This window comes from Aeromonas sp. QDB39 (genome assembly GCF_027707585.1).
Classification (GTDB): Bacteria; Pseudomonadota; Gammaproteobacteria; order Enterobacterales; family Aeromonadaceae; genus Aeromonas; species Aeromonas hydrophila.
The window spans coordinates 132,480-155,465 of the sequence record NZ_JAPCIV010000001.1 but is presented as its reverse complement, the minus strand read 5'-3'; the positions used below and the strand labels follow the sequence as shown (position 1 = coordinate 155,465).

Sequence of the window (22,986 nt, the reverse complement as noted above, 5' to 3'; positions counted from 1 at the left end):
TTGGCTTGTGCGACAATGGCGCGGCCCATATTTTGGAAGAGACATCATGTACCAAGAACTGATCCGCAATGAATTGACCGAAGCTGCCAGCGTGCTCCAGGCGTTCCTGGCAGATGAGCAAAATCTCAAGGACATCGAAGCGGCCGCCAAGCTGCTCGCTGACTCCTTCAAGCAGGAAGGCAAGGTACTCTCCTGTGGCAATGGTGGCTCCCACTGCGACGCCATGCACTTTGCCGAAGAGCTGACCGGCCGTTATCGCGAGAACCGCCCCGGTTATGCCGGTATCGCCATCTCCGATCCCAGCCACCTCTCCTGTGTGTCCAACGACTTTGGCTATGACTACGTCTTCTCTCGCTACGTAGAGGCAGTCGGCCGTCGCGGTGACGTGCTGCTCGGCATCTCCACCAGCGGCAACTCCGGCAATATCCTGAAAGCCATCGAGGCTGCCCATGCCAAAGGCATGAAGGTGATTGCGCTGACCGGCAAGGACGGCGGCAAGATGGCCGGTCTGGCCGATGTCGAGATCCGGGTGCCGCACTTTGGTTACGCCGACCGCATTCAGGAAGTGCACATCAAGGTGATCCACATCCTGATCCAGCTGGTCGAAAAAGAGATGGCCAAGTAAGGCAGGGATCTCGAGCTGGGATAGTCGTGCCTTGTCTGGCCGTGTCCCGGCGGGATCTTGCGCAAGCGGCCGGTGTCAGCGCAGGCTGAGCCGGCCGATTGGCAATGAGATGGTCAAGTAAGCAAGGAGCCCGCAGCCTATGTGCGAACTGCTCGGCATGAGTGCCAATGTGCCGACCGATATCTGCTTCAGCTTCACCGGTCTGATGCTGCGCGGCGGCAAGACCGGGCCTCACAAGGATGGCTGGGGCATCACTTTTTACGAAGGGAAAGGCTTTCGTACCTTCAAGGATCCCGAGCCGAGCGCCCAGTCGCCGATTGCTAGGCTGGTGCAGGCGCTGCCCATCAAGAGCCGCGCCGTGGTCAGCCATATTCGGCAGGCCAACCGCGGCTGCGTCTCGCTGGAGAATACCCACCCCTTTACCCGCGAGCTGTGGGGCCGTTACTGGACCTTTGCCCACAATGGTCAGTTGACGGGTTACAAAGGGTTGGCCACTGGCCGCCATCGACCGGTGGGCGACACCGACAGCGAACACGCCTTCTGCTGGCTGCTCGATCGGCTGGAACAGAAGTATCCCCGGCGCCCTGCCAACTTCCCCGCCATGTTTCGCTACCTGGCGACCCTGTGCGACGAGCTGCGCGGCTTGGGGGTATTCAACATGTTGCTGTCGGATGGGGAGTTCGTGATGACCTACTGCAGCAACAACCTCTACTGGTTGACCCGGCGCGCTCCATTCGGGGAGGCCCGTCTGCTGGATGAAGATGTCGCCATCGACTTTCAGAGCGAGACGACACCGGACGATGTGGTGACCCTGATTGCGACCCGGCCGCTGACCGGTAATGAAGACTGGGTAAAAATGGCGCCGGGCGAGTTCAGTCTGTTTCGACTGGGTGAGCGGGTGGGTGCCAATCAGCAGTGATAATTAGCTGATCCAGAGATAAAAAAATACCAGGGTAGAATCCTACCCTGGTTCTTCGCAGCAGCCATACAGGCAAAAGGGATGAGAGAGGTGTTGCTGAGTCGCATCATTCTCACGGCCGCCATTGTTATTTAATTGTTAGTTTAATGGCAGCATTTATGTTGCAACTCGACCATCTATTGTCTGGTTAGGCGATCCTGATCACGCTTTTCTCACTCACGTCCCATTTGAGTTCGATTTTCTGACGGCGATGAGACGTGACTGAGCCGTGCCGGGCATCTATAGTATGGTCTGTTTGAATACCATCAAGAGGATGACGGAATGGAGTGGCTGGATCAGAAGGTGTTGCGACAGCTGGCGGAAGATATCGGCCAGGAGATGATGCCGGTGGTGATCTCGGTCTTCATCGAAGAGGTGGGGGAACAGCTTGCCCAGCTGCGCCCGCTCTATGAACAACAGGACTGGCCCGCACTGGCCCGGCTTGCCCACAGCATGAAGTCCTCTTGCGGCAGCTATGGTGCCCAGCTCAGTTACCAGCAGGTGGTGGCGCTGGAACAAGCCTGCAAACATGAAGATGGCGAGCAAGTCGCCCGTCTGCTGACCGAGCTGGAGCAATCCCTGCCCCAGGTGCTCTCCCACCTCGCCAACTATCACTGAGCCACTGCAGCCGGCGCATCGGCGCCGGACTTGCCATCCTCTACCCGCCCGCTAGCGTTGATTGACCAGTTGCTGGATAACCCTGTCCAGTGCCAGTTTCAATTTCAGGCGATCGTGCCGATGGGGGAGGGCGGCCTCACCCAGCTCGGCCAGGATCAATCGGCCAGCCAGCTCTGCCGGATATTCCCCCACCGGGGCCAGAATGGCATCGACCCGACCCGCTCCGACCCGTGATTCCAGCCAGCGCCACTGATTGTGCAGGCTGAGCTGGCTGGCAGGGCCATTTTCGGCGACCAGATTGCAGATGAACACCAACATGGCATCACTCTCGTTGATGGCCTGGGCCACCTCAGCCAGCAGCAGGGGCGGCATGATGGAGGTAAGAAAGCTGCCGGGGCCGAGGATGATCATGTCGGCCTGTGCCAATGCCTGTACCGCCTCGCGGGTGGCCGGTACCTCCGGGCTCAGGCTGAGGGAGAGCGGCGGGGTGTCGAGCTGATCGATGGAAACTTCCCCCAGGATCTGGTTGCCACAGGCCGTGTGGGCGCACAGGTCGGTGGGAAATTCAGACATGGGTAACAATTGTGACTCTATTTTCAGCATGTCGCTGATGAGCTTGATAGCATCAAGAGGGCGCACGCAGAGGTTGTCGAGCGCCAGCAGCATCAGATTGCCTAGGTTGTGGCCCGCCAGTTCGCCGCGACCGGCGAACCGATATTCGAACAGCAGGCTGCCGATACTGGGATCGGTCACCAGTTGATTAAGGCAGTTGCGCAGATCCCCCCAGGCGATACACTCCTGGCTCTTGCGCAGTCGTCCGGTAGAGCCACCATCATCGGTGGTGGTGACGATGCCGGTCAGGCGCGATCCCAGAAACGAGAGTGAAGAGAGCACACGGCCCATGCCGTGGCCGCCACCGATGGCGACGACCCGGTCAAAATCATTGATGTTCTTCTGCCACATGCCGTTTTCCTGTGGTTGGGCTCAATTGAATGTGATTCTAATCGATAAGACGGGATAATTGTTTGATTAAGGTATGATTTTTGCTTACCCCCAGCATCATGAACAACTAGGAGATGGTGTTGAACTTCCTGACGGCTCACTCTCTTGAAGAGACTTCCCTGCTGGCTGCCCGGCAGGTCAGTGAGCGGCTGCTCGCTCAATCACCTCATTCCCCTTCGCTGTTACTGGTCTATTTTACTCAGGCTCACGATGCCGAGGAACTGCGCCATCACTTCAAACAGCAGTTCCCGTCGTCTCGGATGATAGGTTGCAGCTCCTGTGGCGGGGTCATGACCCAGACCGGCCATCATGCCCGCCAGGGGATCGGTCTGGCAGTGGCGGCCATCTACGATGACAAGGGAGCCTACGGCGTGGCGGGCCAGGCGGGGGATGCGGTGGATGTGCGCCAGCTGCTGCGCAGTGCCATCGCCGACGGGGGGCGCCCCGGCGAGCTGCCACAACTCATCTTGCTGCATGCCAGCCCGGGCCAGGAGGAGGCGATGCTGGAGAGCATCGAAGCCGAGCTGGGCACGACGGTCCCGGTTGTCGGGGGCTCCGCCGCCGACAACAGCGTCAGCGGTGACTGGCAGCTGTGCTGGGATGAGGGCAGTACCCGCGAGGGCGTCGCACTGGCCGTGCTCTATCCCGATTGCCAGCTGGCGTTCCAGTTTCACTCCGGCTATGTCCCCACCGAATATCGCGGCACCATTACGGCCCTGTCGGGACGGGAGATCCTCACCATCGATCATGAGCCGGCGGCCGAGGTCTACGCTCGCTGGAGCGGACGGACAATCCCCTGGCCGGTGGGTCCCATCCTGCGGGAGACGACCCTGTCACCGCTGGCGAGACAGGTCGGCACCCTGGATGACATGCCCTATTACAAGCTCTCCCACCCGGAAGCCGTGACAGAAGGTGGCGGATTGCGCCTCTTTACCGATACTCAGGTCGGGGAGCGGTTGCTGTTGATGTACAGCAGCCAGGAGGGCTTGCTGCAGCGTAGTCTGAATGCAACCCGCATCGAACCCGAGTACGGCATGGCCACCGAGATGCAGCCGTTTGGCGCCCTTGTGATTTTTTGTGCTGGTTGTCGCTTGGCTCTTGGTGATAGCTTATGCCAATTTGTCGATCAATTTCATACCCGGCTGGGGGACATCCCCTTCATCACCCCGTTCACCTTCGGCGAGCAGGGCCGCCTGCCCCATGGTGAGCTGGCGCACGGCAACCTGATGGTCTCGAGCGTGATCTTCCTCGACAGCTGACATTGCGCTGGAAACAAGATGATTGGTAACACGGAACTGGAAGCCCTCGGCGACAAGCTGCAGACCACCCTGGTGGAGCTGGTGCGTTGCCGGGAACGCGAGGCCAAATACCGCCAGGAGTCGCAAACCCTGTTGTGCGGGGTGGCGACGCTGGCCGATGCCCAGACGCTGGAACAGGTGCTGGACAGCCTCATTCAGGTGCTCAAGCCCTTCATCGGCTTCGAACACGCGGATGTGGTGGCTTGGGAGGGAGAAGGCGGTATTACTCACCTCAGCACCCAGGATGGCGAAGTGGGGCGCAGCTGGCAACTGACCCCGCTCTTCTCTCGCGCCATCGAGGGAGAGACCCTGGTCATCTATGATCCAACCCAGTTGCCGGAACTGGCACCGCTGGCCGATGTGGCGGGCTGGGCAAGCGTTATGATGACGGGCTTGCGCGCTCCCGGTTTTTCCGGCGTGCTCATCTGCCGTCACGCCGTGATGGGGACCTTCGATCTCAAGAGCAAGGCGGCCATGCAGCGCTGCCGTCCACTTATCTCCCAGGCGTTGGTCAACATCGCCTATCGAGCCCGTCTACAGGAACAGGTCGAGCTGAAAACGCTGGCCCTGCAAGCGGGCGAACAGCGTTTTCGCAGCTTTGCCGGCATGGCGTCCGACTGGTTCTGGGAGACGGATACCGAGCACCGGCTGAGCTATGTATCCGCCCCCGGCCAGCAGGGGGACATGCTGGTGCATCAACCCGGCCAGAGCCTCTACGATTACGCCCATGACAGGCGCGACCCCGAATGGGGCAAGTATCGCCGGCTCATCGGTCTGCACCTGCCGGTGCGGGCGGTGCGGGCCCAGGTCAGCCTGGCCAAGGGGCCGCGCTGGATGGAGATCAACGCCGAACCCTGTTTCGATGCGGCCGGCGCCTTCATCGGTTATCGCGGCACGGCGCGGGATGTGGGCAACCAGATCCGCCGTGAGCAGGAGCTGGCCAGGGCGCGGGACGAGGCGGAGGCGGCCAACCGCGCCAAGTCGCAGTTCCTGGCCATGATGACCCACGAGATACGCTCTCCCATGAACGCGGTGCTGGGCATGCTGGACCTGCTGCAACACGCCCAGCTCGAGCCCCAGCAACAGACGCTGCTGGGCCACGCCACCCATGCGGCGCGCCTGCTGCAGACCATCATCGACGATGTGCTCGATTTCTCGAAGATTGAATCCCATACCCTGGAGTTTCACTGCGAGACGCTGCAGCCGGCTCAGCTCTGCCAGTCCCTCATCGAGCCGCTGTTGGCGCAGGCGGACAGCAAGGGCATCGACCTGCGTTGGCGGGTAGACGACGCCGTACCAGCCCAGTTGCAGGGGGATCCGGTGCGCCTCTCCCAGGTGATCAGCAACCTGCTCGGCAACGCGGTGAAATTCACCAGTCAGGGCAGCGTGTTGCTGCAACTGAGCTGGTATGAACAGCAGTTGAGGGTCTCGGTGACCGACTGCGGGATCGGTATCTCGGCCGAGGATCAGGCGCTGCTGTTCGAACCCTTCTCTCAGGTCGATAGTTCGGCCACCCGCCGTTTCTCGGGCACCGGGCTGGGGCTGGCCATCAGCAAGCGGCTGGTGGAGTTGATGGGCGGCAGCATTCAGCTGCGCAGTGCCCCTGGTGAGGGGAGCTGCTTCTGGTTTGATTTGCCGGGCATGGCGCTGCCATGCGAATGCAGCAGCCGGCCGGAGCCGGATCAGCAGCCCATTCAGGATCTGGATGTGCTGGTGGTGGAAGACAGTCCGGTCAACCAGCTGGTGGTATCGCTCATGCTGCAAAAGCTGGTTAGCCGGGTCAGAGTCGCGGCCAACGGGCTGGAGGCGCTGGCCCAAGTAGCAGAGCAACGGCCGGATCTCATCCTGATGGACATGCGGATGCCGCAGATGGATGGACTGGAGGCGACCCGGCGTCTGCGAGAACTGGGTTGTAGCGTACCCATCGTGGCGCTGACGGCCAACGCCATGGCGGAAGACAGGGCTCGTTGCCTGGCCCAGGGGATGGATGACTTTCTGGCCAAACCGATAAGTCTGATGCGGCTGCGGGAGTGTCTGCAGCGCCATTTTCAGCCCGCAGCGCCGGATCGCAGCTAAAAAAAATGGTCAACCTGGGTGGTTGACCAATTCTTCAGCAAATACTGAAGAGAGCACGGGATAAATCGGGTTGTACGATTCTATATGAAAAAGTCGTGCCAACTTTTCAGAACCAGTTTATGCGGCTTGCAGCGCGGTTATTGATTTCTATTGGGCGCTTTATTTGCAAAATGCGAAATTCTTGTTTTCATTATCGGAATATTCGCATTTTGCAATACACTTCTGACTCACTGTGCGATCAGTCGGCGCAAGAATTGACGGGCCGCTTCGCTATTTTGTTTGGCAATCAACATCTGCTTTTCATAGATCGGCATCGGCAGGATTTCGAGCCAGCGTTGGCAAAGCCAGGCCGCATCGTCAAACTGCTTGTCCGGGTAAAGTTCATCCAGCTCCGGATACTGTTCAAACACTTCCCGCAGCCGGGTCACCAGCGGCTTGTCGCTGAAGTCTGAATGGGTGCTCGGCCAGTTGGGCAGGGCTTCGACTCTGGCCCGGCGCAGACCCAGCTCGTCCGTTTCCATCTCGTGGATGCAGAAACGTTCCATGCCGAGTACGGTGACGCCGAGCAGGCCGTCATTCAGGGTGTAAAAGTCGGTGACTTTGACCCGGGTGCCGACCGGCAGGATCCGCCCGGACTTGCCAGTCGTCGTCGCCTCTTCCATCACGATGCCGAAGCCCTGGTCATCGATGAATGACTCTTTGAGCATCTGCAGGTGGCGCGGTTCAAACAAACGCAGAGGAAGCTTGCCACCAGGCAGTATGTGGGAAGGCAAGGGGAACAGTGCCAAGGGTTGAAGTTTCATGTTCCATCCTCCATTGAGTAATTGCTGAATAGGACAATGCAGCGACTGTGCCAGAGAATGAAAAAAGCCACCGGAAGGTGGCTTTTTGCTGGATGGGAGGGCGTTTAGTTGCGCTGCTCCAGGTACATGACAGCAGCTTCCACGCGGCTTTGCGCCTCGAGCTTCTTGAGCAGGCTCTTGACGTGTACCTTGACCGTGCCTTCGGAAATATGGAGCACGGAGGCGACCTGTTTGTTGGAGAGGCCCTTTGCAATTTCGCGCAGGATTTGCATTTCGCGACGCGTTAAGCTCTCCAGCTTCTGCTGCAGGTGATCCAGCTCGTAAATGTTCTCGAGGTAGGGACGCAGCGGCTCGCTCAGGATCTGCTTGCCTGTCATCACGTCCGCCAGCTGGGCCAGCAGCATCTCTGGCTCGGTATCCTTGAGCAGGTAGCCATCGGCGCCGGCCTTGAGCAGCGCCACCACGTCCTGACGGGCGTCGGACACGGTCAGGATCACCACCCGGGAGGTCACTTCCTCGGTGCGCAGCGCCTTGAGGGTGTCCAGACCGGAGAGGCCTTTCATGTTGAGGTCGAGCAGGATCAGATCCGGTTCGGACTCCTTGGCCATGGCGACGGCATCGGTACCGTTGGAAGCTTCACCGACGACTTCGATGTTTTCCTCCAGGGCCAGCAGCTGCACAATTCCTTTGCGCATGAGGGGATGGTCATCCACGACCAGAACACTATATTTCATCTCGTCCATCAGGCATCTCTTGTTAGGCTGGTGGGAAAGGTCAGATGTACGCAGGTGCCTCTGGGCGGCCTTTCGCTGATGGTCAGCAGACCATGCAGCTTGCTGGCACGCTCGTTCATGATGCTCAGGCCATAGTGGTTGACCGCCGAGCTTGCGATCCCTATTCCGACACCATCATCTGAAATCTGAACCTGGATGTTACCATCGGCGAGGGTCTCACAGCTAACATCAATCACTTGCGCACTGGCATGTTTGATGGCATTGAGCACTGCCTCACGGATCAGCTGCAAGATGTGGATGTGCTGACCGGCTTCGAGATCGGTATCGGCCAGACCGTAATGGAGCCTGATGTCGGCCTGGGTCTGCGGCTTGAGCTGCTCCAGCATCACCTTGATGGCTTCACCGAGGTTGGCGTCGCCAATGCTGAGACGGAAGGTGCCGAGCAGCTCGCGCAACTGGGTATAGGCGCTGCCAAGCCCCTCGTCGATCTGCTGCATGGCGGCTTCGGCCTTGACCGTATCCCCTTTGGCGAAGGAGCGCTTGAGCAGGGTGGACTGGATTTTGAGATAGGAGAGGGCCTGGGCCAGCGAGTCGTGCAGCTCGCGGGCGATGACGGCCCGCTCTTCCATCAGCAGCAGGCGCTGGTGTTGCAGCAGGGTCTGATCCTTGTGCAGCACCTGGGCGAGCAGCATGGAGAAGTTTTTCATCAGCCGCTCGTCGATGGGGTGGCTGCTGATGACGTCGAGCCGGCCATACTCCTGCTCGTCCATCTGCAGATAGAAGCTGACCACGGCATCCAGATCACCGGGCCAGCCCTTGCGGCCGGTGATGTAGTCCGGCATGGCATTGTGCTCGAAGCGGGTCAGCCGGATGTAGTCGATGTGCTGGTGGGCCGCCGCCCGCTCCAGCAGCTTGAGCAGGGTACGCCGGCCCAGCGGCGCCGCGTGCAGCTTCTGGGCGGTACTGTAGAGGAAGGAGAGGGTGTCGTTGGCCTGCTGCAGCTTGGCGGTCTTCTCTTCGACCTTGCTCTCCAGCTCCCGATAGAGCTTGCCGAGCTCGTCGGCCATGGTGACGAAAGCTCCTGACAGTTCCCCCAGCTCGTTTTCGCAGTGGGGGGGCAGGGTCAGGTCGAACTCCTGGCGCTGGATCTGGCGAGCGCAATAGACCAGCTGGTTGAGCGGAGCCACCACCTGCTGGCGGGTAAAGCGCACCGTGAACCAGGCGATGGTGATGATGGAGAGCAGCCCCAGCCCCTCGGCCAGCGCCAGCATGCGCACCTTGAACTCCACGTGGTACTGCATCTGGTTGACGAAGTCGTCGATGGCCGCGACGAATTGTTCTGTGTTGTCGGTGTAGCGCCGCGGGGTGGCGTTCTCGATGTGTTCGCGCATCACCTGCCACTGCTGCAGCACCTCGCCATAGGTGCGGCGCAGGGAGGCGGGAGTGATCCAGCGCTGGGTCTCCTGCAGCTCGGCGGCGTGCAGGGTCTGCTCGAACTGATCGAGCCGGCTCAGTACCTGCTGGCCCTGTTCAATCTCGTAGGCCATCCGGTAAGCCTGCATCCGCAGGGAGCCGGAGAGGTTGATCGCCTTGGCATCGGGGACCGAATAGAACAGGGTCACCATGGCCACCACGGCGATCAGGCTTGCCATGAACAGGATGAGCACCATGGAGCGCCCGATGGCGCTGCTGACCGAATGTACCTTGAACCACTTTCCCATGCCGGCTCTCTTCCTTCACTTCAACAATAACCCCACAAAGTAGCATGGGAGTGTACTCCAACTTGTGCTAGCATCGAAAAACTAGATGAACTCCGAGCGGTTTTGCCTAAGTCCTCATGATAGGGGGAAACCGCCGTCAGCCGATGTTCGAGCTGTAAGGGTCAGGAAAGAAATGCCCTGGCCTCCCGTATTTGGAAAGGTGTTTATGTCGCCACTGCAAGATGGTTTTTCCCGTCGTTTCTACTATTTGCGCCTGTCGATCACCGACGTGTGCAATTTTCGCTGTACCTACTGCCTGCCCGATGGTTACCGCCCACCGACCGGTGACAAGGCGGGGCGTCAGCCCTTTCTCTCTCTGGAAGAGATCCGCCGCGTCGTGTCCGGATTTGCCGCCATGGGCACCCGCAAGGTGCGCCTGACCGGTGGGGAGCCCTCCCTACGCCGGGACTTCACCGCCATCATAGAGACGGTGGCCAATACCCCCGGCATCGAAAAGGTGGCCATGACCACCAATGGTTATCGTTTGAAAGAGCGGGCCAGCGAGTGGTTCGATGCGGGTTTGACCGCCCTCAACGTCAGCGTCGACAGCCTGGATCCGCGCCAGTTTCACCAGATCACCGGTGAGAACAAGCTGGCGGAGGTGATGGATGGCATCGAAGCGGCGCTGGCCGCCGGCTTCAAGTCGGTCAAGATCAATGCCGTGCTGCTCAAGGGACTCAACGATCATCAGCTGGATGCGTTTCTGGCCTGGATCCGGCACAAGCCCATCGAGCTGCGCTTCATCGAGCTGATGCAGACCGGTGAGATGGATACCCTGTTTCGCGATCATCACGCCAGCGGGGCGCTCATCAAGCAGCGTCTGCTCGATGCCGGTTGGCTGCAGCAGCTGCGCGGTGCCGACGATGGCCCCGCCCAGGTATTCATGCACCCGGAGTCGATGGGCGGGGTTGGGCTCATCATGCCCTACAGCAAGGATTTCTGTGCCGGTTGCAACCGGCTGCGGGTCTCTTCCCTCGGCAAGCTGCACCTCTGTCTGTTCGGTGACCACGGGGTGGAGCTGCGAGATCTGTTGACGGCCGACGGCCAGCAGGATGAATTGCAGCAGCGGATCCGCAGCGCCCTTGTTGGCAAGGCGGCGACCCATCGACTGCACGAAGGCAATGCCGGCATGACCCCGCATTTGGCCTCCATCGGCGGCTGATCCACGGCAGCCGACAAAAATAGCCATCGATTAATAAGCAATCCTCAAATGGGGGTATTTTGCCTTGCCCCCATTGTTCTTTATTGCGCCAAGGGTTTGATCCAGCGCAAGAATCCCCCCTGATTATCTCCCTGGTGGTATATCCCTGAACTTGTCAGGGCCGCAATATACACCCACTCTTATAATAGGTATTGAAAATACCTGTCATGGGACTCACTCGTGCGCCATTACCAGCAGCAAGGAGCCGTTATGCCGGATGGGGTCAACCTGTCGCGCCGCAGTCTGTTTCGGGGTCGTCTGACATCGAATGAGCCACGGGTGCAACTGCCCTGGTCCGTCGCCTGGTCCGATTTTGCCGCCGACTGCACCCGCTGCGGTGACTGCCTCACGGCTTGCCCGGAGCAGATCCTGGTCAAGGGCGATGGTGGTTTTCCTAGCGTGGATTTTCTGCGCGGCGAGTGCACTTTTTGCGGGGAATGTGTCGCCGCTTGCAAAGTGCCGATATTTCGCCCGACCACGGAGGCACCCTGGCAATACATCGCCCATATTGAAGCCAACTGTCTGGCCCATGGCCAGGTATTTTGCCAGCGCTGCCAGGACAGTTGCGAGCCCCGGGCGATCCGTTTCTCCCCCATGCTGGGCCGGGTGCCGACCCCCAGCATCGATGCGGCAGCCTGCACCGGTTGCGGTGCCTGCGTGATGGATTGTCCGGTGGGCAGCATCCGGGTGGGGGCACCCGCTGGCGAGGAGTCCAGATGAAGCAGGATCTGTGTGAAGCAGGAGTCACAATGAAACAAGAGTTCCATGTATCGAGCCTGGTGGTGCTGACCCAGCCCTCCTTGCGTCACCAGCTCGCAGACGAGATCGCGACCCTCGAGGGAGCCGAGATCCATGCCGTCAGTGATGAGGGCAAGCTGGTGGTGACCCTGGAAGGTCCGAGCCAGCGTCCCATCATGGCGGCCATCGACGCCATCAATGCGATGCCGGGCGTGCTGTCCGCCGCCCTGATTTACCACCAGTTTGATGAGCTCGAGGCCCAGAGCAAGGAGTAGCGCCATGAGGCCGAGCCTGCGTGACTCATCGTAATGGCCGCCATGGATGCAAAGATAAAGCGATGCCGGGGTACGAGTTCGCCGCCCTGAGCCAAAACCAGTTCGATACACTCGACAACTTACGCGATAAGCAATGTGAGGATATGCCATGAAGCTGAGTCGACGCGACTTTATGAAGGCCAACGCGGTGGCGGCAGCCGCTGCCGTTGCTGGTGTCAGTGCCCCTACGCTGGCGGCCAATCTGATCACCAGTACCGACAAGACCGCCATCACCTGGGACAAGGCACCGTGCCGTTTCTGCGGTACCGGCTGTTCCGTGCTGGTGGGTTCCCAGGATGGGCGCGTCGTGGCGACCCAGGGCGATCCCGATGCACCGGTCAACCGCGGTCTTAACTGCATCAAGGGTTACTTCCTGTCCAAGATCATGTATGGCCAGGATCGCTTGACCCAGCCCATGCTGCGCATGACGGACGGCAAGTTCGACAAGAACGGCAACTTCGCGCCCATCAGCTGGGATCAGGCCTTCGACATCATGGCCGAGAAGTTCAAGGCCACCCTCAAAGAGAAGGGGCCGACTGCGGTTGGCATGTTCGGCTCCGGCCAGTGGACCGTGTGGGAAGGCTATGCCGCCGCCAAGCTGATGAAGGCGGGTCTGCGCACCAACAACCTGGATCCCAATGCCCGTCACTGCATGGCTTCCGCAGTCGTGGGCTTCATGCGTACCTTCGGCATGGATGAACCCATGGGCTGCTACGACGACATCGAGCAGGCCGACGCCTTCGTGCTGTGGGGCTCCAACATGGCCGAGATGCACCCGATCCTCTGGTCGCGCATCTCCGATCGCCGTCTGTCCCATCAGGATGTGCAGGTGCACGTGCTCTCCACCTTCGAGCACCGCAGCTTCGAGCTGGCAGACAACGGCATGGTGTTTACCCCGCAGACCGACTTGGCGATCCTCAACTACATCGCCAACTACATCATCCAGAACGACAAGGTGAACTGGGAGTTCGTCAACAAGCACACCCAGTTCCGCAAAGGGGTGACCGACATCGGTTACGGCCTGCGTCCCACCAACCCGCTGCAGCAGAAGGCCAAGAACCCGGACAGCGGCGACTCCACCCCGATGAGCTTCGACGACTTCGCCAAGTTCGTGGCGGATTACGATCTGGAGTCCGTCTCCAAGCTCTCCGGCGTGCCTAAGGACAAGCTCGAGAAGCTGGCCCAACTCTATGCCGATCCGAGCAAGAAGGTGGTCTCCTACTGGACCATGGGCTTCAACCAGCATACCCGCGGTGTCTGGGCCAACAACCTCTGTTACAACATCCACCTGCTGACCGGCAAGATCTCTACCCCGGGCTCGGGTCCGTTCTCCCTGACCGGTCAGCCCTCCGCCTGCGGTACCGCCCGTGAAGTGGGTACCTTCGCCCACCGTCTGCCGGCCGACATGGTGGTGACCGAACCCAAGCACCGCGCCATCGCCGAGAAGATCTGGAAGCTGCCGGAAGGCACCATCCCGGAGCAGGTGGGCTACCACGCCGTGCTGCAAAACCGCATGCTCAAGGACGGCAAGCTCAACGCCTATTGGGTGATGTGCAACAACAACATGCAAGCCGGCCCGAACATGAACGAAGAGGGGCTGCCCGGTTACCGCAACCCGGCCAACTTCATCGTGGTGTCCGACCCTTATCCGACCGTGACCGCCCAGGCGGCCGACCTCATCCTGCCGACCGCCATGTGGGTGGAGAAAGAGGGGGCCTACGGCAACGCCGAGCGCCGTACCCAGTTCTGGCACCAGCAGGTCAAGCCGCCGGAAGGGGCCAAGTCCGACCTGTGGCAGCTGATGGAGTTCTCCAAGCGCTTCAAGGTGGAAGAGGTGTGGCCAGCCGAACTCATCGCCAAGATGCCGGAAGTGAAAGGCAAGACCCTGTTCGACGTGCTCTATGCCAACGGCCAGGTCAACCAGTTCCCGAAAGAGCAGAGCAAGGGGGTCCTGAACGACGAGGCCGAGCACTTTGGTTTCTACGTCCAGAAGGGGCTGTTCGAAGAGTACGCCACCTTCGGTCGCGGCCATGGCCACGATCTGGCGCCGTTCGATCAGTATCACGAAGCCCGCGGCCTGCGCTGGCCGGTGGTGGACGGCAAGGAGACCCTGTGGCGCTATCGCGAAGGGTTCGACCCTTATGTGAAAGCGGGCGAAGGGGTGCGCTTCTACGGCAAGCCCGATGGCAAGGCGGTGATCTTCGCGCTGCCCTATGAGCCGGCTGCCGAAGCTCCGGACAAAGAGTACGACATGTGGCTCTCCACCGGTCGCGTGCTGGAGCACTGGCACACCGGCACCATGACCCGTCGGGTCCCCGAGCTCTATCGCGCCTTCCCGGATGCGGTGCTGTTCATGCACCCGGAAGATGCCAAGGCTCGTGGCGTGCGCCGTGGTGAAGAGGTGATCGTCTCCTCCCGCCGGGGCGAGGTGAAGACCCGGGTCGAGACTCGTGGCCGCAACCGTCCGCCCAAGGGACTGGTGTTCATGCCCTTCTTCGACGCGAGCCAGCTGGTCAACAAGCTGACCCTGGACGCCACCGATCCGCTCTCCAAAGAGACGGATTACAAGAAGTGCGCCGTCAAGGTCGTCAAGGCATAAGGCGGGGGAGCGCGAGATGAGTCGTAGTCGGCGCCAGTTTCTGGCCGACATGGCCAAGGGGGCCTGCGGTGTGGGCCTGCTTGGCGTGGGGCTCGGCGGCATGGCGCGCCAGCAGGTGCAGGCCGTACCTGCCCAGGCGCTGCGCCCGCCGGCCGCCCTCGACGAGGCGCAGTTCCTCAGCGCCTGCGTGCGCTGCGGGCTCTGCGTCGAGGCCTGCCCCTACGACACTCTCAAGCTCGCCCGGCTGTTTGAACCCGTGACCACCGGCACCCCCTACTTCAAGGCGCGCGCCGTCCCGTGCGAGATGTGTGAAGACATCCCCTGCGTGGTGGCCTGCCCGAGCGGGGCGCTGGATCAGACCATGACCGACATCGATCAGGTGCGGATGGGAGTGGCAGTGCTCATCGATCACGAGACCTGCCTCAACTACCTGGGGCTGCGCTGCGACGTCTGCTACCGGGTCTGTCCACTGATCGACAAGGCGATCACCCTGGAGCTGCAGCACAACCAGCGCACCGGCAAGCACGCCATGTTCCTGCCCACGGTGCACAGCGATGTCTGCACCGGTTGTGGCAAGTGCGAGCATGCCTGCGTGCTGGAGGAGGCGGCCATCAAGGTGGTGCCTCGGCAGCTCGCCAAGGGGGAGATCGGCCACCACTACCGGCTCGGCTGGGAAGAGAAGGCGAAGGCGGGCAAATCGCTCATCGGCGACAGGCTCACCCTGCCGACCCGCAAACCGGAGGGGCTATGAGTCGTTATCCGGGAGCCGAGGCCACCGCTAGGCTGGGCTGGTGGCGGTCACACCGCTTCCTGCTGCTGCGCCGGCTCTGCCAGTTTGGTGTGCTGACGCTGTTCCTGCTGGGGCCGCTGGCGGGCATCTGGATCCTCAAGGGCAATCTCTCCAGCTCGCTGTTGCTGGAGACGGTGCCACTCACGGATCCGCTGACCCTGCTGCAGTCGTTGGCGGCGGGCCATTGGCCCATCCCCACCCTCTGGCTGGGGGCCGTCATCGTGCTGCTGGGTTACTGGCTGGTCGGGGGACGGGTGTTCTGCTCCTGGGTCTGTCCGGTCAACCTGGTCACCGATGCCGCCGCTTGGTTGCGGGGTCGTCTTGGCCTCAAGGGCAACGGTCAGTTCAGCCGCACTACCCGCTACTGGCTGCTGGCCATGGTGCTGGTGGCACCGGCCATCGCTGGGGTGCTGGTGTGGGAGCTGGTCAATCCGGTGTCGCTCACCCTGCGCGGCCTGTTGTTTGGCATGGGGGCGGGCTGGGCCTTGCTGGCGGTGTTGTTCCTGTTCGACCTCTTTGTGGTGGAGCGGGGCTGGTGCGGTCACCTCTGTCCGGTGGGGGCTTTCTATGCCCTGGTCAACCGGGTCGGGTTCATCAAGATTTCTGCCAAGGGGCGCGAGCGGTGCAGCAACTGCATGGATTGTTATGCGGTCTGCCCGGAACGTCCTATCCTGCGCGGCCCCGTTCACGGTGCCAAGCGTGGTCACGGGCCCTTGATTGTGGCTCAGGAGTGTACCAACTGCGGCCGTTGCATCGATGTCTGCGCGGAGCAAGTTTTTGAAATCACTGTAGGTTTTGCCGTCAAGGCAGAGAAAACGTCGGAGAACACATAATGAAGAAGCTGATTGGAGCAATGCTGGCCTGTCTGATGGCTGGTTCCTTGATGGCGGCAGTCCCCGAGATCACCAACAGCACGGGGGGCATCAAATCGGAGCGGGGGAGCACGGATCTGGTGACGGATGCCGATGCGGCTCCCATGAAGAACTTTCGCAAGGATGGTGACCTCTACGATCGCCAGTACATGCATCAGCCCCCGCTGATCCCCCACGACACCCGCAACTATGAAGTGGACAACAAGGTCAACAAGTGTCTGGCCTGTCACAGCTTCAAGAACGCCAGCGCCATGAAGGCACCCAAGATCAGCCCGACTCACTTCGAGACCCGTGACGGCATGACCCTGGGCGAGGTCTCGCCGCGTCGCTACTTCTGCCTGCAGTGCCACGTGCCGCAAGCGGATGCCAAGCCGCTGGTGGAAAATACGTTTAAACCAGTTGAAGCGCTGAACTGAGGAGCCCATAGATGAAATTACCCGGTTTTGTGCAGCGTCTGTGGACCACCTTCAAGTCTCCCTCGAAGGCCGCCCTCTGGGTGCTGCTGTTGATGGGATTCTTCGGCGGGGTCATCTTCTGGGGCGGTTTCAACACCGCCATGGAAGCCTCCAATACCGAGAAGTTCTGTACCGGTTGCCACGAGATGAAGGACAACGTGTTCGTGGAGTACCGCGACACCATCCACTACGCCAACCGTTCCGGCGTGCGCGCCAGCTGCCCGGATTGCCACGTGCCGCATGAATGGACCTACAAGATCATTCGCAAGGTGCAGGCGTCCAAGGAGCTGTGGGGCATGCTGACCGGCAAGGTGGATACCCGCGAGAAGTTCGAGTCGCACCGGCGCGAGATGGCCGAGCGGGAGTGGAAGCGGATGAAGGACACGGATTCGAGGGAGTGCCGCAACTGCCATAACTTCGAATACATGGACTTCTCCCTGCAAGGCAAGCGGGGTGCCCAGATGCACTCCACCAGTCTGGCCAGCGGCGAGAGCACCTGTATCGACTGTCACAAGGGTATCGCTCACCAGCTGCCCGACATGACGGGCGTGAAGGGCTTCTAAGCCCATCTGATGCAGGCCGGGTTCGCCCGGCCTGTTCATATTCCGCCCGGTCAGGGCAAAAGCGCCGCCGTGCGCCCTTTTAATCCCCCCTCTGGCGCGAGTTTTGGTAGAATCGGCCCGCCGTGAGTCGCAGCGCGTGACCGACTGGTCAAGGTTTGGTCCTGACGGACACGAGCCTCTCCTCGCAATCGAGCGCTGCCAGCCGGGATCCTGGCCACTTTTCTTCTCTTTGCTTACGGTCCTTTGCCATCAGGAGCTGCCCATGGGACAGAAAAACAACGCATTCATTCCCCTCAAGATCGCCGTGTTGACGGTCTCCGACAGCCGTACCGTCGCCGATGACAGCGCGGGCGACTATCTGGTTTCTGCCCTGACCGATGCCGGCCACGTGTTGGCCGACCGGGCGCTCTGCCCCGACAATCTGTTTCGCATTCGCGCTCAGGTGAGCGACTGGATCGCCGATGAAGGGGTGCAAGTGGTGCTCATCAACGGTGGCACCGGCTTCAACGAACAAAACCGGGTGCCGGAGGCGGTCGGTGTGCTGTTCGAGCGCACCGTGCAGGGCTTTGGTGAACTGTTCCGCCAGCTCTCCTTTGCCGAAATCAAGGGCTCCGCCATGCAGAGCCGCGCGCTGGCCGGGCTGGCCAATCGCACCCTGATCTGCTGTCTGCCGGGCTCCCCCGGCGCCTGCCAGCTGGGATGGGAGAAGCTTGTCCAGGACCAGCTCGACGCCCGCACCAAGCCGTGCAACTTTGTCTCCCATCTTTGAGGGCCTTTGATGAACCCGACCGAACCCAAGCAGACTCAGCCCAATCTGACCCATCTCAACCAGAGCGGCGAAGCTCACATGGTGGATGTGACCGACAAGCAGGTGACCGAGCGTGAGGCTCGCGCCGAGGCATTTGTCACCATGGCCCCCGCTACCCTGGCCCTGATCCTGAGCGGTCAGCACCACAAGGGGGACGTGTTTGCCACCGCCCGCATCGCCGGCATCATGGCGGCCAAGAAGACTTCGGATCTCATTCCCCTCTGCCATCCGCTGGCCCTTACCCGGGTGGAGGTAGAGATAGAACCCCAGGCGGAGCAAAATAGGGTCCACATTCGCACCCTCTGCAAGCTGGCCGGCAAGACCGGGGTCGAGATGGAGGCACTGACCGCCGCCTCGGTGGCGGCGCTGACCATCTACGACATGTGCAAGGCGGTGCAAAAGGACATGGTGATCGAACAGGTGCGGCTGGTGGAGAAAAAGGGCGGCAAGTCCGGCCATTTTCAGCTGGGAGTGACTGACGGAGAGCAAGCATGATCAAGGTACTCTTTTTTGCCCAGGTAAAAGAGCTGGTGGCCTGCGACGAGCTGAGCCTGCCGTGCGACTACGCGAGTGCCGAGCAGTTGCGAAGCGCCTTGAGCGAGCGCGGCGACAAGTGGGCGCTGGCGCTGGAGGCGGGCAAGCTGCTGGTGGCGGTCAACCAGACCCTGGTGCCGCTGGATACGCCTCTCCATGATGGCGATGAGGTCGCCTTCTTCCCGCCGGTGACCGGAGGTTAAGGATGAGCGAGGCAACCATGACCGATCGCATTCTGGTACAGCGGGATGACTTCTCGCTGGCCGACGAATATGCCCGCCTCGCCGCCCGGCAGGATACCGGCGCCGTGGTCAGCTTTGTCGGCAAGGTGCGCGACTTCAATCAGGGGGAGCAGGTGAAAGGGCTGGCCCTCGAGCACTATCCCGGCATGACCGAGAAGGCGCTGACGGACATAGTGGCCGAGGCTCGCAGCCGCTGGCCGCTGCAGGAGTGCACCCTGATCCACCGCATCGGCGAGCTGCTGCTCGGCGATCAGATCGTGCTGGTGGTGGTGAGCAGTGCCCACCGCGAGGCGGCCTTCGAAGCCTGCCACTTCATCATGGATTTCTTGAAAACCCGGGCGCCGTTCTGGAAGAAAGAGCTGACCGCCGAAGGGGTACAACGCTGGGTCGAGGCCAAGGATAGCGACAACACTGCCGCCGCCCGCTGGCAAGCTTGACCTGTTCAAGGGGGCTGGCTCATCGGGAGCCGCGGCCCCTGTTTTCGGGGCCGCCCCCTTGGCTGGGGATACATAAAAGCGGCCCCAGTCAGGAGGTAAAGGAATGAAACCGCTGTTATCCGTTGTTATCGCCGGGGTCTGCGCCAGTGCGCTGCAGGCAGGTGCCGTGCAGGCCGATGAGGTCAAGGTGGCCGTGGCCGCCAACTTCAAGGGCACCATAGAGCGCATCGGCAAGGAGTTCACCGCCAAGACCGGCCACACCCTGGCCATCTCCTCCGCCGCGACCGGGGTGCTCTACACCCAGATCAGCCACGGCGCGCCGTTCGATCTCTTCCTCTCCGCCGACGTGAAAACCCCGCAGAAGCTGGAGCAGGAGGGCAAGGGCAGCGAGCGTTTCACCTACGCCATCGGCCAGCTGGGTCTGTGGCAGAAGGGGGGGCCTGCTCCTGACGAGGCAACCCTGCGCAGCTGGAAGGGCAACCTTGCCATCGCCAACCCGAAAACCGCTCCCTACGGCACCGCCGCCATGGCGACCCTCGATCATCTCAAGATCGATCCCAAGCAGTACCGCCTGCTGACCGGTACCAACATCGGCCAGACCTGGCAGTTCGTCGACACCGGCAACGCCGAGCTGGGCTTCGTCGCCTGGGCCAATCTGGTGGAAGCGGGCAAGACCGGTGAAGCCTGGGCCGTGCCGGCCGACTTCTATCCGCCCATCGAACAGCAGGGGCTGGTATTGAAGAAAGGGGCGGCGGTCGAGGCGCTGGTGGCCTGGCTCAAGGGGCCGGGTCAGGCACAGATCAAGGCGGCGGGTTATGCGCTGCCGAAGTAATGGCATGGCAGATCTGCTAACGGCGGGCTGGCCTTCGGGTCGGCCCGCCTGTGCGATGAAGACACTCTCTCCATGGTTGTCCGCATCTATCCGGGAGGAAGGCGATGAGTGAAGGGGATCTGCTGGCGGTCTGGCTCACCCTGAGACTGGCAGCCAGCACCACCGCCATCCTGCTGCTGCTCTCGCCCCCGTTGGCCTGGTGGCTGTCGCGCAGCCAGCACAGGCTCAGACCCGTGGTGGAGGCCCTGGTGGCGCTGCCGCTGGTGCTGCCGCCAACGGTGCTCGGTTTCTATCTGCTGCTGGCTTTCTCCCCCTCCTATGGGCTGGGTGCCTGGTGGCGCGACACCTTCGGGGCACCGCTCGCGTTCAGTTTTACCGGCCTGCTGCTGGCCTCCATCCTCTACTCGCTCCCTTTCGTGGTGCAGCCGCTCACCTCCGCCTTCGTCAACATGGGCAACAAGGAGCTGGAGGCCGCCGCCACCCTGGGGCTCGGGCCGGTGGAGCGCTTCTTTCACATCATCTTGCCGATGACGCTGCCCAGCTTCGTGATGGCGGCGGCGCTCGGTTTTGCCCACACCCTGGGAGAGTTCGGGGTGGTGCTGATGATTGGCGGCAACATCCCCGGCGAGACCCAGGTGCTCTCCATCGCCCTGTTTGATCACGTGGAGACGATGGACTATCAAAATGCCCACCTGCTGGCGGGTGGCCTGATGGGCTTCTCGCTGGTGATGCTGGTGCTGGTGTACGGGGTGCTGCAGCGCCGGCAACGGAGGCTGTTCGGATGAGCGACACCCGCAAGGCGCAACCTTTGCTGCTCAAGGCGAAGCGGGCGTTTGGCGCCTTTACCCTCGACTGTGAACTGGCCCTGGAGCTGGGGGGCATCCTCGCTCTGTTCGGCCCCTCCGGCTGCGGCAAGAGCAGCCTGCTGCGCATCATCGCCGGGCTGGACAGGGCGCCGGGTGACAAGCTCAACTGGCAGGGCAGGGCGCTGAGCGATCTGCTGCCCGAGGCGCGCCGCATCGGGCTGGTGTTTCAGGATTCGCGTCTCTTCCCCCATCTGAGCGTGCTCGGCAACCTGCAACTGGCGGCTCGCAAGGGGCGAGGGCGCTGGCAGCCCGAAGTGCTGGCGGCGCGGCTCGGCTTTGCCGAACTGCTGCCCCAGCCGGCCCACGGCCTCTCCGGCGGCCAGCGCCAGCGGGTGGCGCTGGCCCGGGCTCTGTTGGCCGAGCCTGATCTGCTGCTGCTGGATGAACCTTTTTCTGCGCTGGACAGGCGCAGCCGCATCCATCAGGCCCACGTGCTCAAGGGCTTGCAGCAGGAGAGCGGTATCCCGATGATCTTCGTCAGCCACGCCATGGAGGAGGTGAGCCTGCTGTGCGATCAGCTGGTGCTGCTGGCGGATGGCCGGGTGGAGGCACAAGGCCGGCCGAGCGAGATCTTCGCCCGCACCGATCTGTCGCTCGCCAGTCGTGACGATGCCGGGGTGATGCTGGCGGCGACCCTCTCTCACTACGATGACGACGAGCAGATGGCGACCCTGCAGCTCGGCGAGCAGCAGTTGCGGGTCACCATGACCCAGGTGCCGGATGATGGCGGCCCCCTGCAGATCAAGGTGGCCGGGCGGGACGTGGTGATTGCCACCGCCCCCATCGAACACTCCAGCCTCTCCAACTGTCTCACTACCCGATTGCTGGCCGAACGCGAAGTGCGTCCCGGCCAGACCCTGTTGCAGTTGGCGCTGGGTCAGCAGATACTGCTGGCCCGGATCACCAGCCGCTCCGCCAGACGGCTGGCGCTCGCCCCGAACCAGCAGATCTACGCCTACATCAAGGCGGTGAGCCTGGTCAGCGAAGGTTGAGCGGATTGTAGAAGAGGCAGAAAATCAGGATGGTTCAGCGGATGAGTCGAGAGGCAATGAACTGATGCGCCGCAATCAGGTGATGAAATCCAACGGTCTTGCCCTGCGCAGCGCGGGGGAGGGCCCCTTGTTGTTGCTGCTGCACGGGCTGGGTTCCTCCAGCCTCGACTGGCAGGCGCAGATCGAACGCTTTTCCGAGCACTACCGGGTGGTGGCGCTGGATCTGCGTGGTCACGGCCAGAGCATGCAGGAGGGGCCGTTCGACGTGGCGACCCTGGCGGCGGACGTGGTGAACTGGCTGGACGAACAGCCTGAGCCCGCCTGGGTGGTGGGGTTGTCGCTCGGGGCAATGGTGGCGCTGGAGCTGGCGTTGCAACTGCCCCACAAGGTGCAGGGGCTGGTGCTGGTCAACGGCTTCAGCGAATTTTTGCTGGAGACGCCAAAAGAGCAGGAGCGCTTTGCCCAGCGCCTCAAGTGGCTGCGCTGGTTCGGCCTGCGGCCGCTCGCCTGGTGGCTTGGCCGCGAGCTCTTTCCCGGCCCCGACCTTGCGCAGGTGCGTCACACCTTCCGGCTGCGTTTCGTGCGCAACAAGAAGAAAACCTACAAGGCGCTGCTGGAGGCGCTGCCCGGCTGGTCGGTGCGCGCCCGGCTCGGCAACATCTGGCAGCCGGTGGCCATCATCTCCACCAGTCACGACTATCTGCCGCTGGCCAAACGGGTGGAGCAGTTTGCCTCCCTGCCCAACGCCACCATCCACACCCCCAACGGCCACCATGCCTGGCCGGCGGAAGATCCCTCCGGCTTCAATCATCTGTTGCAGCGGATCCTCTCTACCCATTGATGATGTGGTGGAGAACAGTGACAGATAA

At 61.7% G+C, this 22,986-nt stretch carries 25 protein-coding genes and 1 riboswitch; of the genes, 21 read left to right on the top strand and 4 right to left on the bottom strand.

The window, feature by feature from the left end; translation table 11 throughout:
* Positions 1 to 46: 46 nt before the first annotated feature.
* From lpcA to PG899_RS00690, 3 genes are all read left to right on the top strand, one after another.
* Positions 47 to 625 carry a D-sedoheptulose 7-phosphate isomerase gene (lpcA, locus tag PG899_RS00700; RefSeq protein ID WP_011705469.1) on the top strand — a complete coding sequence of 193 codons (579 nt, stop codon included), beginning with the start codon at positions 47 to 49 and terminating at the stop codon, positions 623 to 625.
* A gap of 139 nt (positions 626 to 764) precedes the next feature.
* Positions 765 to 1,544 (top strand): class II glutamine amidotransferase, encoded by a 780-nt coding sequence (locus tag PG899_RS00695; RefSeq protein WP_042067710.1) that lies wholly within the window; start codon positions 765 to 767, stop codon positions 1,542 to 1,544.
* A 321-nt stretch (positions 1,545 to 1,865) separates the two neighbouring features.
* Positions 1,866 to 2,201: an Hpt domain-containing protein gene (locus PG899_RS00690; RefSeq protein ID WP_011705471.1), complete on the top strand. Its 336-nt coding sequence runs from the start codon at positions 1,866 to 1,868 to the stop codon at positions 2,199 to 2,201.
* Positions 2,202 to 2,252: 51 nt separating this feature from the next.
* Here PG899_RS00690 and PG899_RS00685 read toward each other — a convergent pair whose 3' ends face one another.
* Positions 2,253 to 3,164, bottom strand: a complete 912-nt coding sequence (locus tag PG899_RS00685) for a gluconeogenesis factor YvcK family protein (RefSeq protein WP_043167498.1) — start codon at positions 3,162 to 3,164, stop codon at positions 2,253 to 2,255.
* Between the two features lie 113 nt (positions 3,165 to 3,277).
* On the opposite strand from PG899_RS00685, the gene PG899_RS00680 reads away from it, so the two are divergent.
* Positions 3,278 to 4,462 (top strand): FIST signal transduction protein, encoded by a 1,185-nt coding sequence (locus PG899_RS00680; RefSeq protein WP_077095562.1) that lies wholly within the window; start codon positions 3,278 to 3,280, stop codon positions 4,460 to 4,462.
* An 18-nt stretch (positions 4,463 to 4,480) separates the two neighbouring features.
* On the top strand, positions 4,481 to 6,577 hold the full coding sequence (locus PG899_RS00675) for an ATP-binding protein (protein WP_179101332.1): 2,097 nt from the start codon (positions 4,481 to 4,483) through the stop codon (positions 6,575 to 6,577).
* Positions 6,578 to 6,804: 227 nt separating this feature from the next.
* On the opposite strand, the gene PG899_RS00670 is transcribed toward PG899_RS00675, so the two are convergent.
* From PG899_RS00670 to narQ, 3 genes are all read right to left on the bottom strand, one after another.
* A complete protein-coding gene (locus PG899_RS00670) occupies positions 6,805 to 7,380 on the bottom strand; it encodes an LON peptidase substrate-binding domain-containing protein (RefSeq protein WP_011705475.1) in 576 nt (191 codons plus the stop codon).
* A gap of 104 nt (positions 7,381 to 7,484) precedes the next feature.
* The gene (narL, locus tag PG899_RS00665) at positions 7,485 to 8,123 is read right to left on the bottom strand and encodes a two-component system response regulator NarL (protein WP_011705476.1); all 639 of its coding nucleotides are present in this window, start codon (positions 8,121 to 8,123) and stop codon (positions 7,485 to 7,487) included.
* Positions 8,123 to 9,835 carry a nitrate/nitrite two-component system sensor histidine kinase NarQ gene (gene narQ / locus PG899_RS00660; RefSeq protein ID WP_190283646.1) on the bottom strand — a complete coding sequence of 571 codons (1,713 nt, stop codon included), beginning with the start codon at positions 9,833 to 9,835 and terminating at the stop codon, positions 8,123 to 8,125. The genes narL and narQ overlap by 1 nt, the downstream gene beginning before the upstream one ends.
* Positions 9,836 to 9,913: 78 nt before the next feature.
* Positions 9,914 to 10,053: riboswitch (molybdenum cofactor riboswitch) on the top strand.
* On the opposite strand from narQ, the gene moaA reads away from it, so the two are divergent.
* The 16 genes from moaA (at position 10,041) to PG899_RS00580 (ending at position 22,958) form a co-directional block, all read left to right on the top strand.
* A complete protein-coding gene (gene moaA, locus PG899_RS00655) occupies positions 10,041 to 11,036 on the top strand; it encodes a GTP 3',8-cyclase MoaA (protein WP_077095560.1) in 996 nt (331 codons plus the stop codon). (Overlaps the previous riboswitch by 13 nt.)
* Positions 11,037 to 11,285: 249 nt before the next feature.
* A complete protein-coding gene (gene napF, locus PG899_RS00650; RefSeq protein ID WP_077095559.1) occupies positions 11,286 to 11,795 on the top strand; it encodes a ferredoxin-type protein NapF in 510 nt (169 codons plus the stop codon).
* A 29-nt stretch (positions 11,796 to 11,824) separates the two neighbouring features.
* The gene (locus PG899_RS00645) at positions 11,825 to 12,088 is read left to right on the top strand and encodes a chaperone NapD (RefSeq protein ID WP_011705480.1); all 264 of its coding nucleotides are present in this window, start codon (positions 11,825 to 11,827) and stop codon (positions 12,086 to 12,088) included.
* A 148-nt stretch (positions 12,089 to 12,236) separates the two neighbouring features.
* The gene (gene napA / locus PG899_RS00640) at positions 12,237 to 14,726 is read left to right on the top strand and encodes a nitrate reductase catalytic subunit NapA (RefSeq protein WP_077095558.1); all 2,490 of its coding nucleotides are present in this window, start codon (positions 12,237 to 12,239) and stop codon (positions 14,724 to 14,726) included.
* 16 nt (positions 14,727 to 14,742) lie between these two features.
* The gene (gene napG / locus PG899_RS00635) at positions 14,743 to 15,477 is read left to right on the top strand and encodes a ferredoxin-type protein NapG (protein WP_077095557.1); all 735 of its coding nucleotides are present in this window, start codon (positions 14,743 to 14,745) and stop codon (positions 15,475 to 15,477) included.
* Positions 15,474 to 16,349: a quinol dehydrogenase ferredoxin subunit NapH gene (gene napH / locus PG899_RS00630; protein ID WP_011705483.1), complete on the top strand. Its 876-nt coding sequence runs from the start codon at positions 15,474 to 15,476 to the stop codon at positions 16,347 to 16,349. Before napG ends, napH begins: the two co-directional genes overlap by 4 nt.
* Positions 16,349 to 16,804 (top strand): nitrate reductase cytochrome c-type subunit, encoded by a 456-nt coding sequence (locus PG899_RS00625; RefSeq protein ID WP_005299342.1) that lies wholly within the window; start codon positions 16,349 to 16,351, stop codon positions 16,802 to 16,804. The genes napH and PG899_RS00625 overlap by 1 nt, the downstream gene beginning before the upstream one ends.
* 11 nt (positions 16,805 to 16,815) lie before the next feature.
* Entirely contained in the window at positions 16,816 to 17,406 is a 591-nt protein-coding gene (locus PG899_RS00620; protein ID WP_011705485.1) for a cytochrome c3 family protein, read from the top strand.
* 262 nt (positions 17,407 to 17,668) lie between these two features.
* Positions 17,669 to 18,175 carry a molybdenum cofactor biosynthesis protein B gene (moaB, locus tag PG899_RS00615; RefSeq protein ID WP_077095556.1) on the top strand — a complete coding sequence of 169 codons (507 nt, stop codon included), beginning with the start codon at positions 17,669 to 17,671 and terminating at the stop codon, positions 18,173 to 18,175.
* Between the two features lie 9 nt (positions 18,176 to 18,184).
* Positions 18,185 to 18,709 (top strand): cyclic pyranopterin monophosphate synthase MoaC, encoded by a 525-nt coding sequence (gene moaC, locus PG899_RS00610; protein ID WP_011705487.1) that lies wholly within the window; start codon positions 18,185 to 18,187, stop codon positions 18,707 to 18,709.
* On the top strand, positions 18,706 to 18,951 hold the full coding sequence (gene moaD / locus PG899_RS00605; protein ID WP_077095555.1) for a molybdopterin synthase sulfur carrier subunit: 246 nt from the start codon (positions 18,706 to 18,708) through the stop codon (positions 18,949 to 18,951). The genes moaC and moaD overlap by 4 nt, the downstream gene beginning before the upstream one ends.
* 2 nt (positions 18,952 to 18,953) lie before the next feature.
* On the top strand, positions 18,954 to 19,427 hold the full coding sequence (gene moaE, locus PG899_RS00600) for a molybdopterin synthase catalytic subunit MoaE (protein ID WP_077095554.1): 474 nt from the start codon (positions 18,954 to 18,956) through the stop codon (positions 19,425 to 19,427).
* A gap of 103 nt (positions 19,428 to 19,530) precedes the next feature.
* Entirely contained in the window at positions 19,531 to 20,259 is a 729-nt protein-coding gene (modA, locus tag PG899_RS00595) for a molybdate ABC transporter substrate-binding protein (RefSeq protein ID WP_077095553.1), read from the top strand.
* 104 nt (positions 20,260 to 20,363) lie between these two features.
* The gene (modB, locus tag PG899_RS00590; RefSeq protein ID WP_016350259.1) at positions 20,364 to 21,044 is read left to right on the top strand and encodes a molybdate ABC transporter permease subunit; all 681 of its coding nucleotides are present in this window, start codon (positions 20,364 to 20,366) and stop codon (positions 21,042 to 21,044) included.
* Positions 21,041 to 22,117 (top strand): molybdenum ABC transporter ATP-binding protein, encoded by a 1,077-nt coding sequence (gene modC, locus PG899_RS00585; protein WP_077095552.1) that lies wholly within the window; start codon positions 21,041 to 21,043, stop codon positions 22,115 to 22,117. The genes modB and modC overlap by 4 nt, the downstream gene beginning before the upstream one ends.
* Positions 22,118 to 22,181: 64 nt before the next feature.
* Positions 22,182 to 22,958, top strand: coding sequence for an alpha/beta fold hydrolase (locus tag PG899_RS00580; protein WP_016350261.1), 777 nt, complete (start codon positions 22,182 to 22,184; stop codon positions 22,956 to 22,958).
* Positions 22,959 to 22,986 lie beyond the last annotated feature (28 nt).

Bases quoted from the DNA above. Each gene is read 5' to 3' on its own strand.
- moaE (WP_077095554.1), top strand. From the start codon at position 18,954: ATGAGCGAGGCAACCATGACCGATCGCATTCTGGTACAGCGGGATGAC.
- modB (WP_016350259.1), top strand. From the start codon at position 20,364: ATGAGTGAAGGGGATCTGCTGGCGGTCTGGCTCACCCTGAGACTGGCA.
- PG899_RS00690 (WP_011705471.1), top strand. From the start codon at position 1,866: ATGGAGTGGCTGGATCAGAAGGTGTTGCGACAGCTGGCGGAAGATATC.
- moaA (WP_077095560.1), top strand. From the start codon at position 10,041: ATGTCGCCACTGCAAGATGGTTTTTCCCGTCGTTTCTACTATTTGCGC.
- moaB (WP_077095556.1), top strand. From the start codon at position 17,669: ATGGGACAGAAAAACAACGCATTCATTCCCCTCAAGATCGCCGTGTTG.
- napG (WP_077095557.1), top strand. From the start codon at position 14,743: ATGAGTCGTAGTCGGCGCCAGTTTCTGGCCGACATGGCCAAGGGGGCC.
- PG899_RS00685 (WP_043167498.1), bottom strand. From the start codon at position 3,164: ATGTGGCAGAAGAACATCAATGATTTTGACCGGGTCGTCGCCATCGGT.
- PG899_RS00680 (WP_077095562.1), top strand. From the start codon at position 3,278: ATGGTGTTGAACTTCCTGACGGCTCACTCTCTTGAAGAGACTTCCCTG.
- PG899_RS00625 (WP_005299342.1), top strand. From the start codon at position 16,349: ATGAAGAAGCTGATTGGAGCAATGCTGGCCTGTCTGATGGCTGGTTCC.
- PG899_RS00695 (WP_042067710.1), top strand. From the start codon at position 765: ATGTGCGAACTGCTCGGCATGAGTGCCAATGTGCCGACCGATATCTGC.
- PG899_RS00645 (WP_011705480.1), top strand. From the start codon at position 11,825: ATGAAACAAGAGTTCCATGTATCGAGCCTGGTGGTGCTGACCCAGCCC.
- napH (WP_011705483.1), top strand. From the start codon at position 15,474: ATGAGTCGTTATCCGGGAGCCGAGGCCACCGCTAGGCTGGGCTGGTGG.
- napF (WP_077095559.1), top strand. From the start codon at position 11,286: ATGCCGGATGGGGTCAACCTGTCGCGCCGCAGTCTGTTTCGGGGTCGT.
- modA (WP_077095553.1), top strand. From the start codon at position 19,531: ATGAAACCGCTGTTATCCGTTGTTATCGCCGGGGTCTGCGCCAGTGCG.
- PG899_RS00670 (WP_011705475.1), bottom strand. From the start codon at position 7,380: ATGAAACTTCAACCCTTGGCACTGTTCCCCTTGCCTTCCCACATACTG.
- napA (WP_077095558.1), top strand. From the start codon at position 12,237: ATGAAGCTGAGTCGACGCGACTTTATGAAGGCCAACGCGGTGGCGGCA.
- PG899_RS00620 (WP_011705485.1), top strand. From the start codon at position 16,816: ATGAAATTACCCGGTTTTGTGCAGCGTCTGTGGACCACCTTCAAGTCT.
- narQ (WP_190283646.1), bottom strand. From the start codon at position 9,835: ATGGGAAAGTGGTTCAAGGTACATTCGGTCAGCAGCGCCATCGGGCGC.
- PG899_RS00675 (WP_179101332.1), top strand. From the start codon at position 4,481: ATGATTGGTAACACGGAACTGGAAGCCCTCGGCGACAAGCTGCAGACC.
- narL (WP_011705476.1), bottom strand. From the start codon at position 8,123: ATGGACGAGATGAAATATAGTGTTCTGGTCGTGGATGACCATCCCCTC.
- moaD (WP_077095555.1), top strand. From the start codon at position 18,706: ATGATCAAGGTACTCTTTTTTGCCCAGGTAAAAGAGCTGGTGGCCTGC.
- lpcA (WP_011705469.1), top strand. From the start codon at position 47: ATGTACCAAGAACTGATCCGCAATGAATTGACCGAAGCTGCCAGCGTG.
- moaC (WP_011705487.1), top strand. From the start codon at position 18,185: ATGAACCCGACCGAACCCAAGCAGACTCAGCCCAATCTGACCCATCTC.
- modC (WP_077095552.1), top strand. From the start codon at position 21,041: ATGAGCGACACCCGCAAGGCGCAACCTTTGCTGCTCAAGGCGAAGCGG.
- PG899_RS00580 (WP_016350261.1), top strand. From the start codon at position 22,182: ATGCGCCGCAATCAGGTGATGAAATCCAACGGTCTTGCCCTGCGCAGC.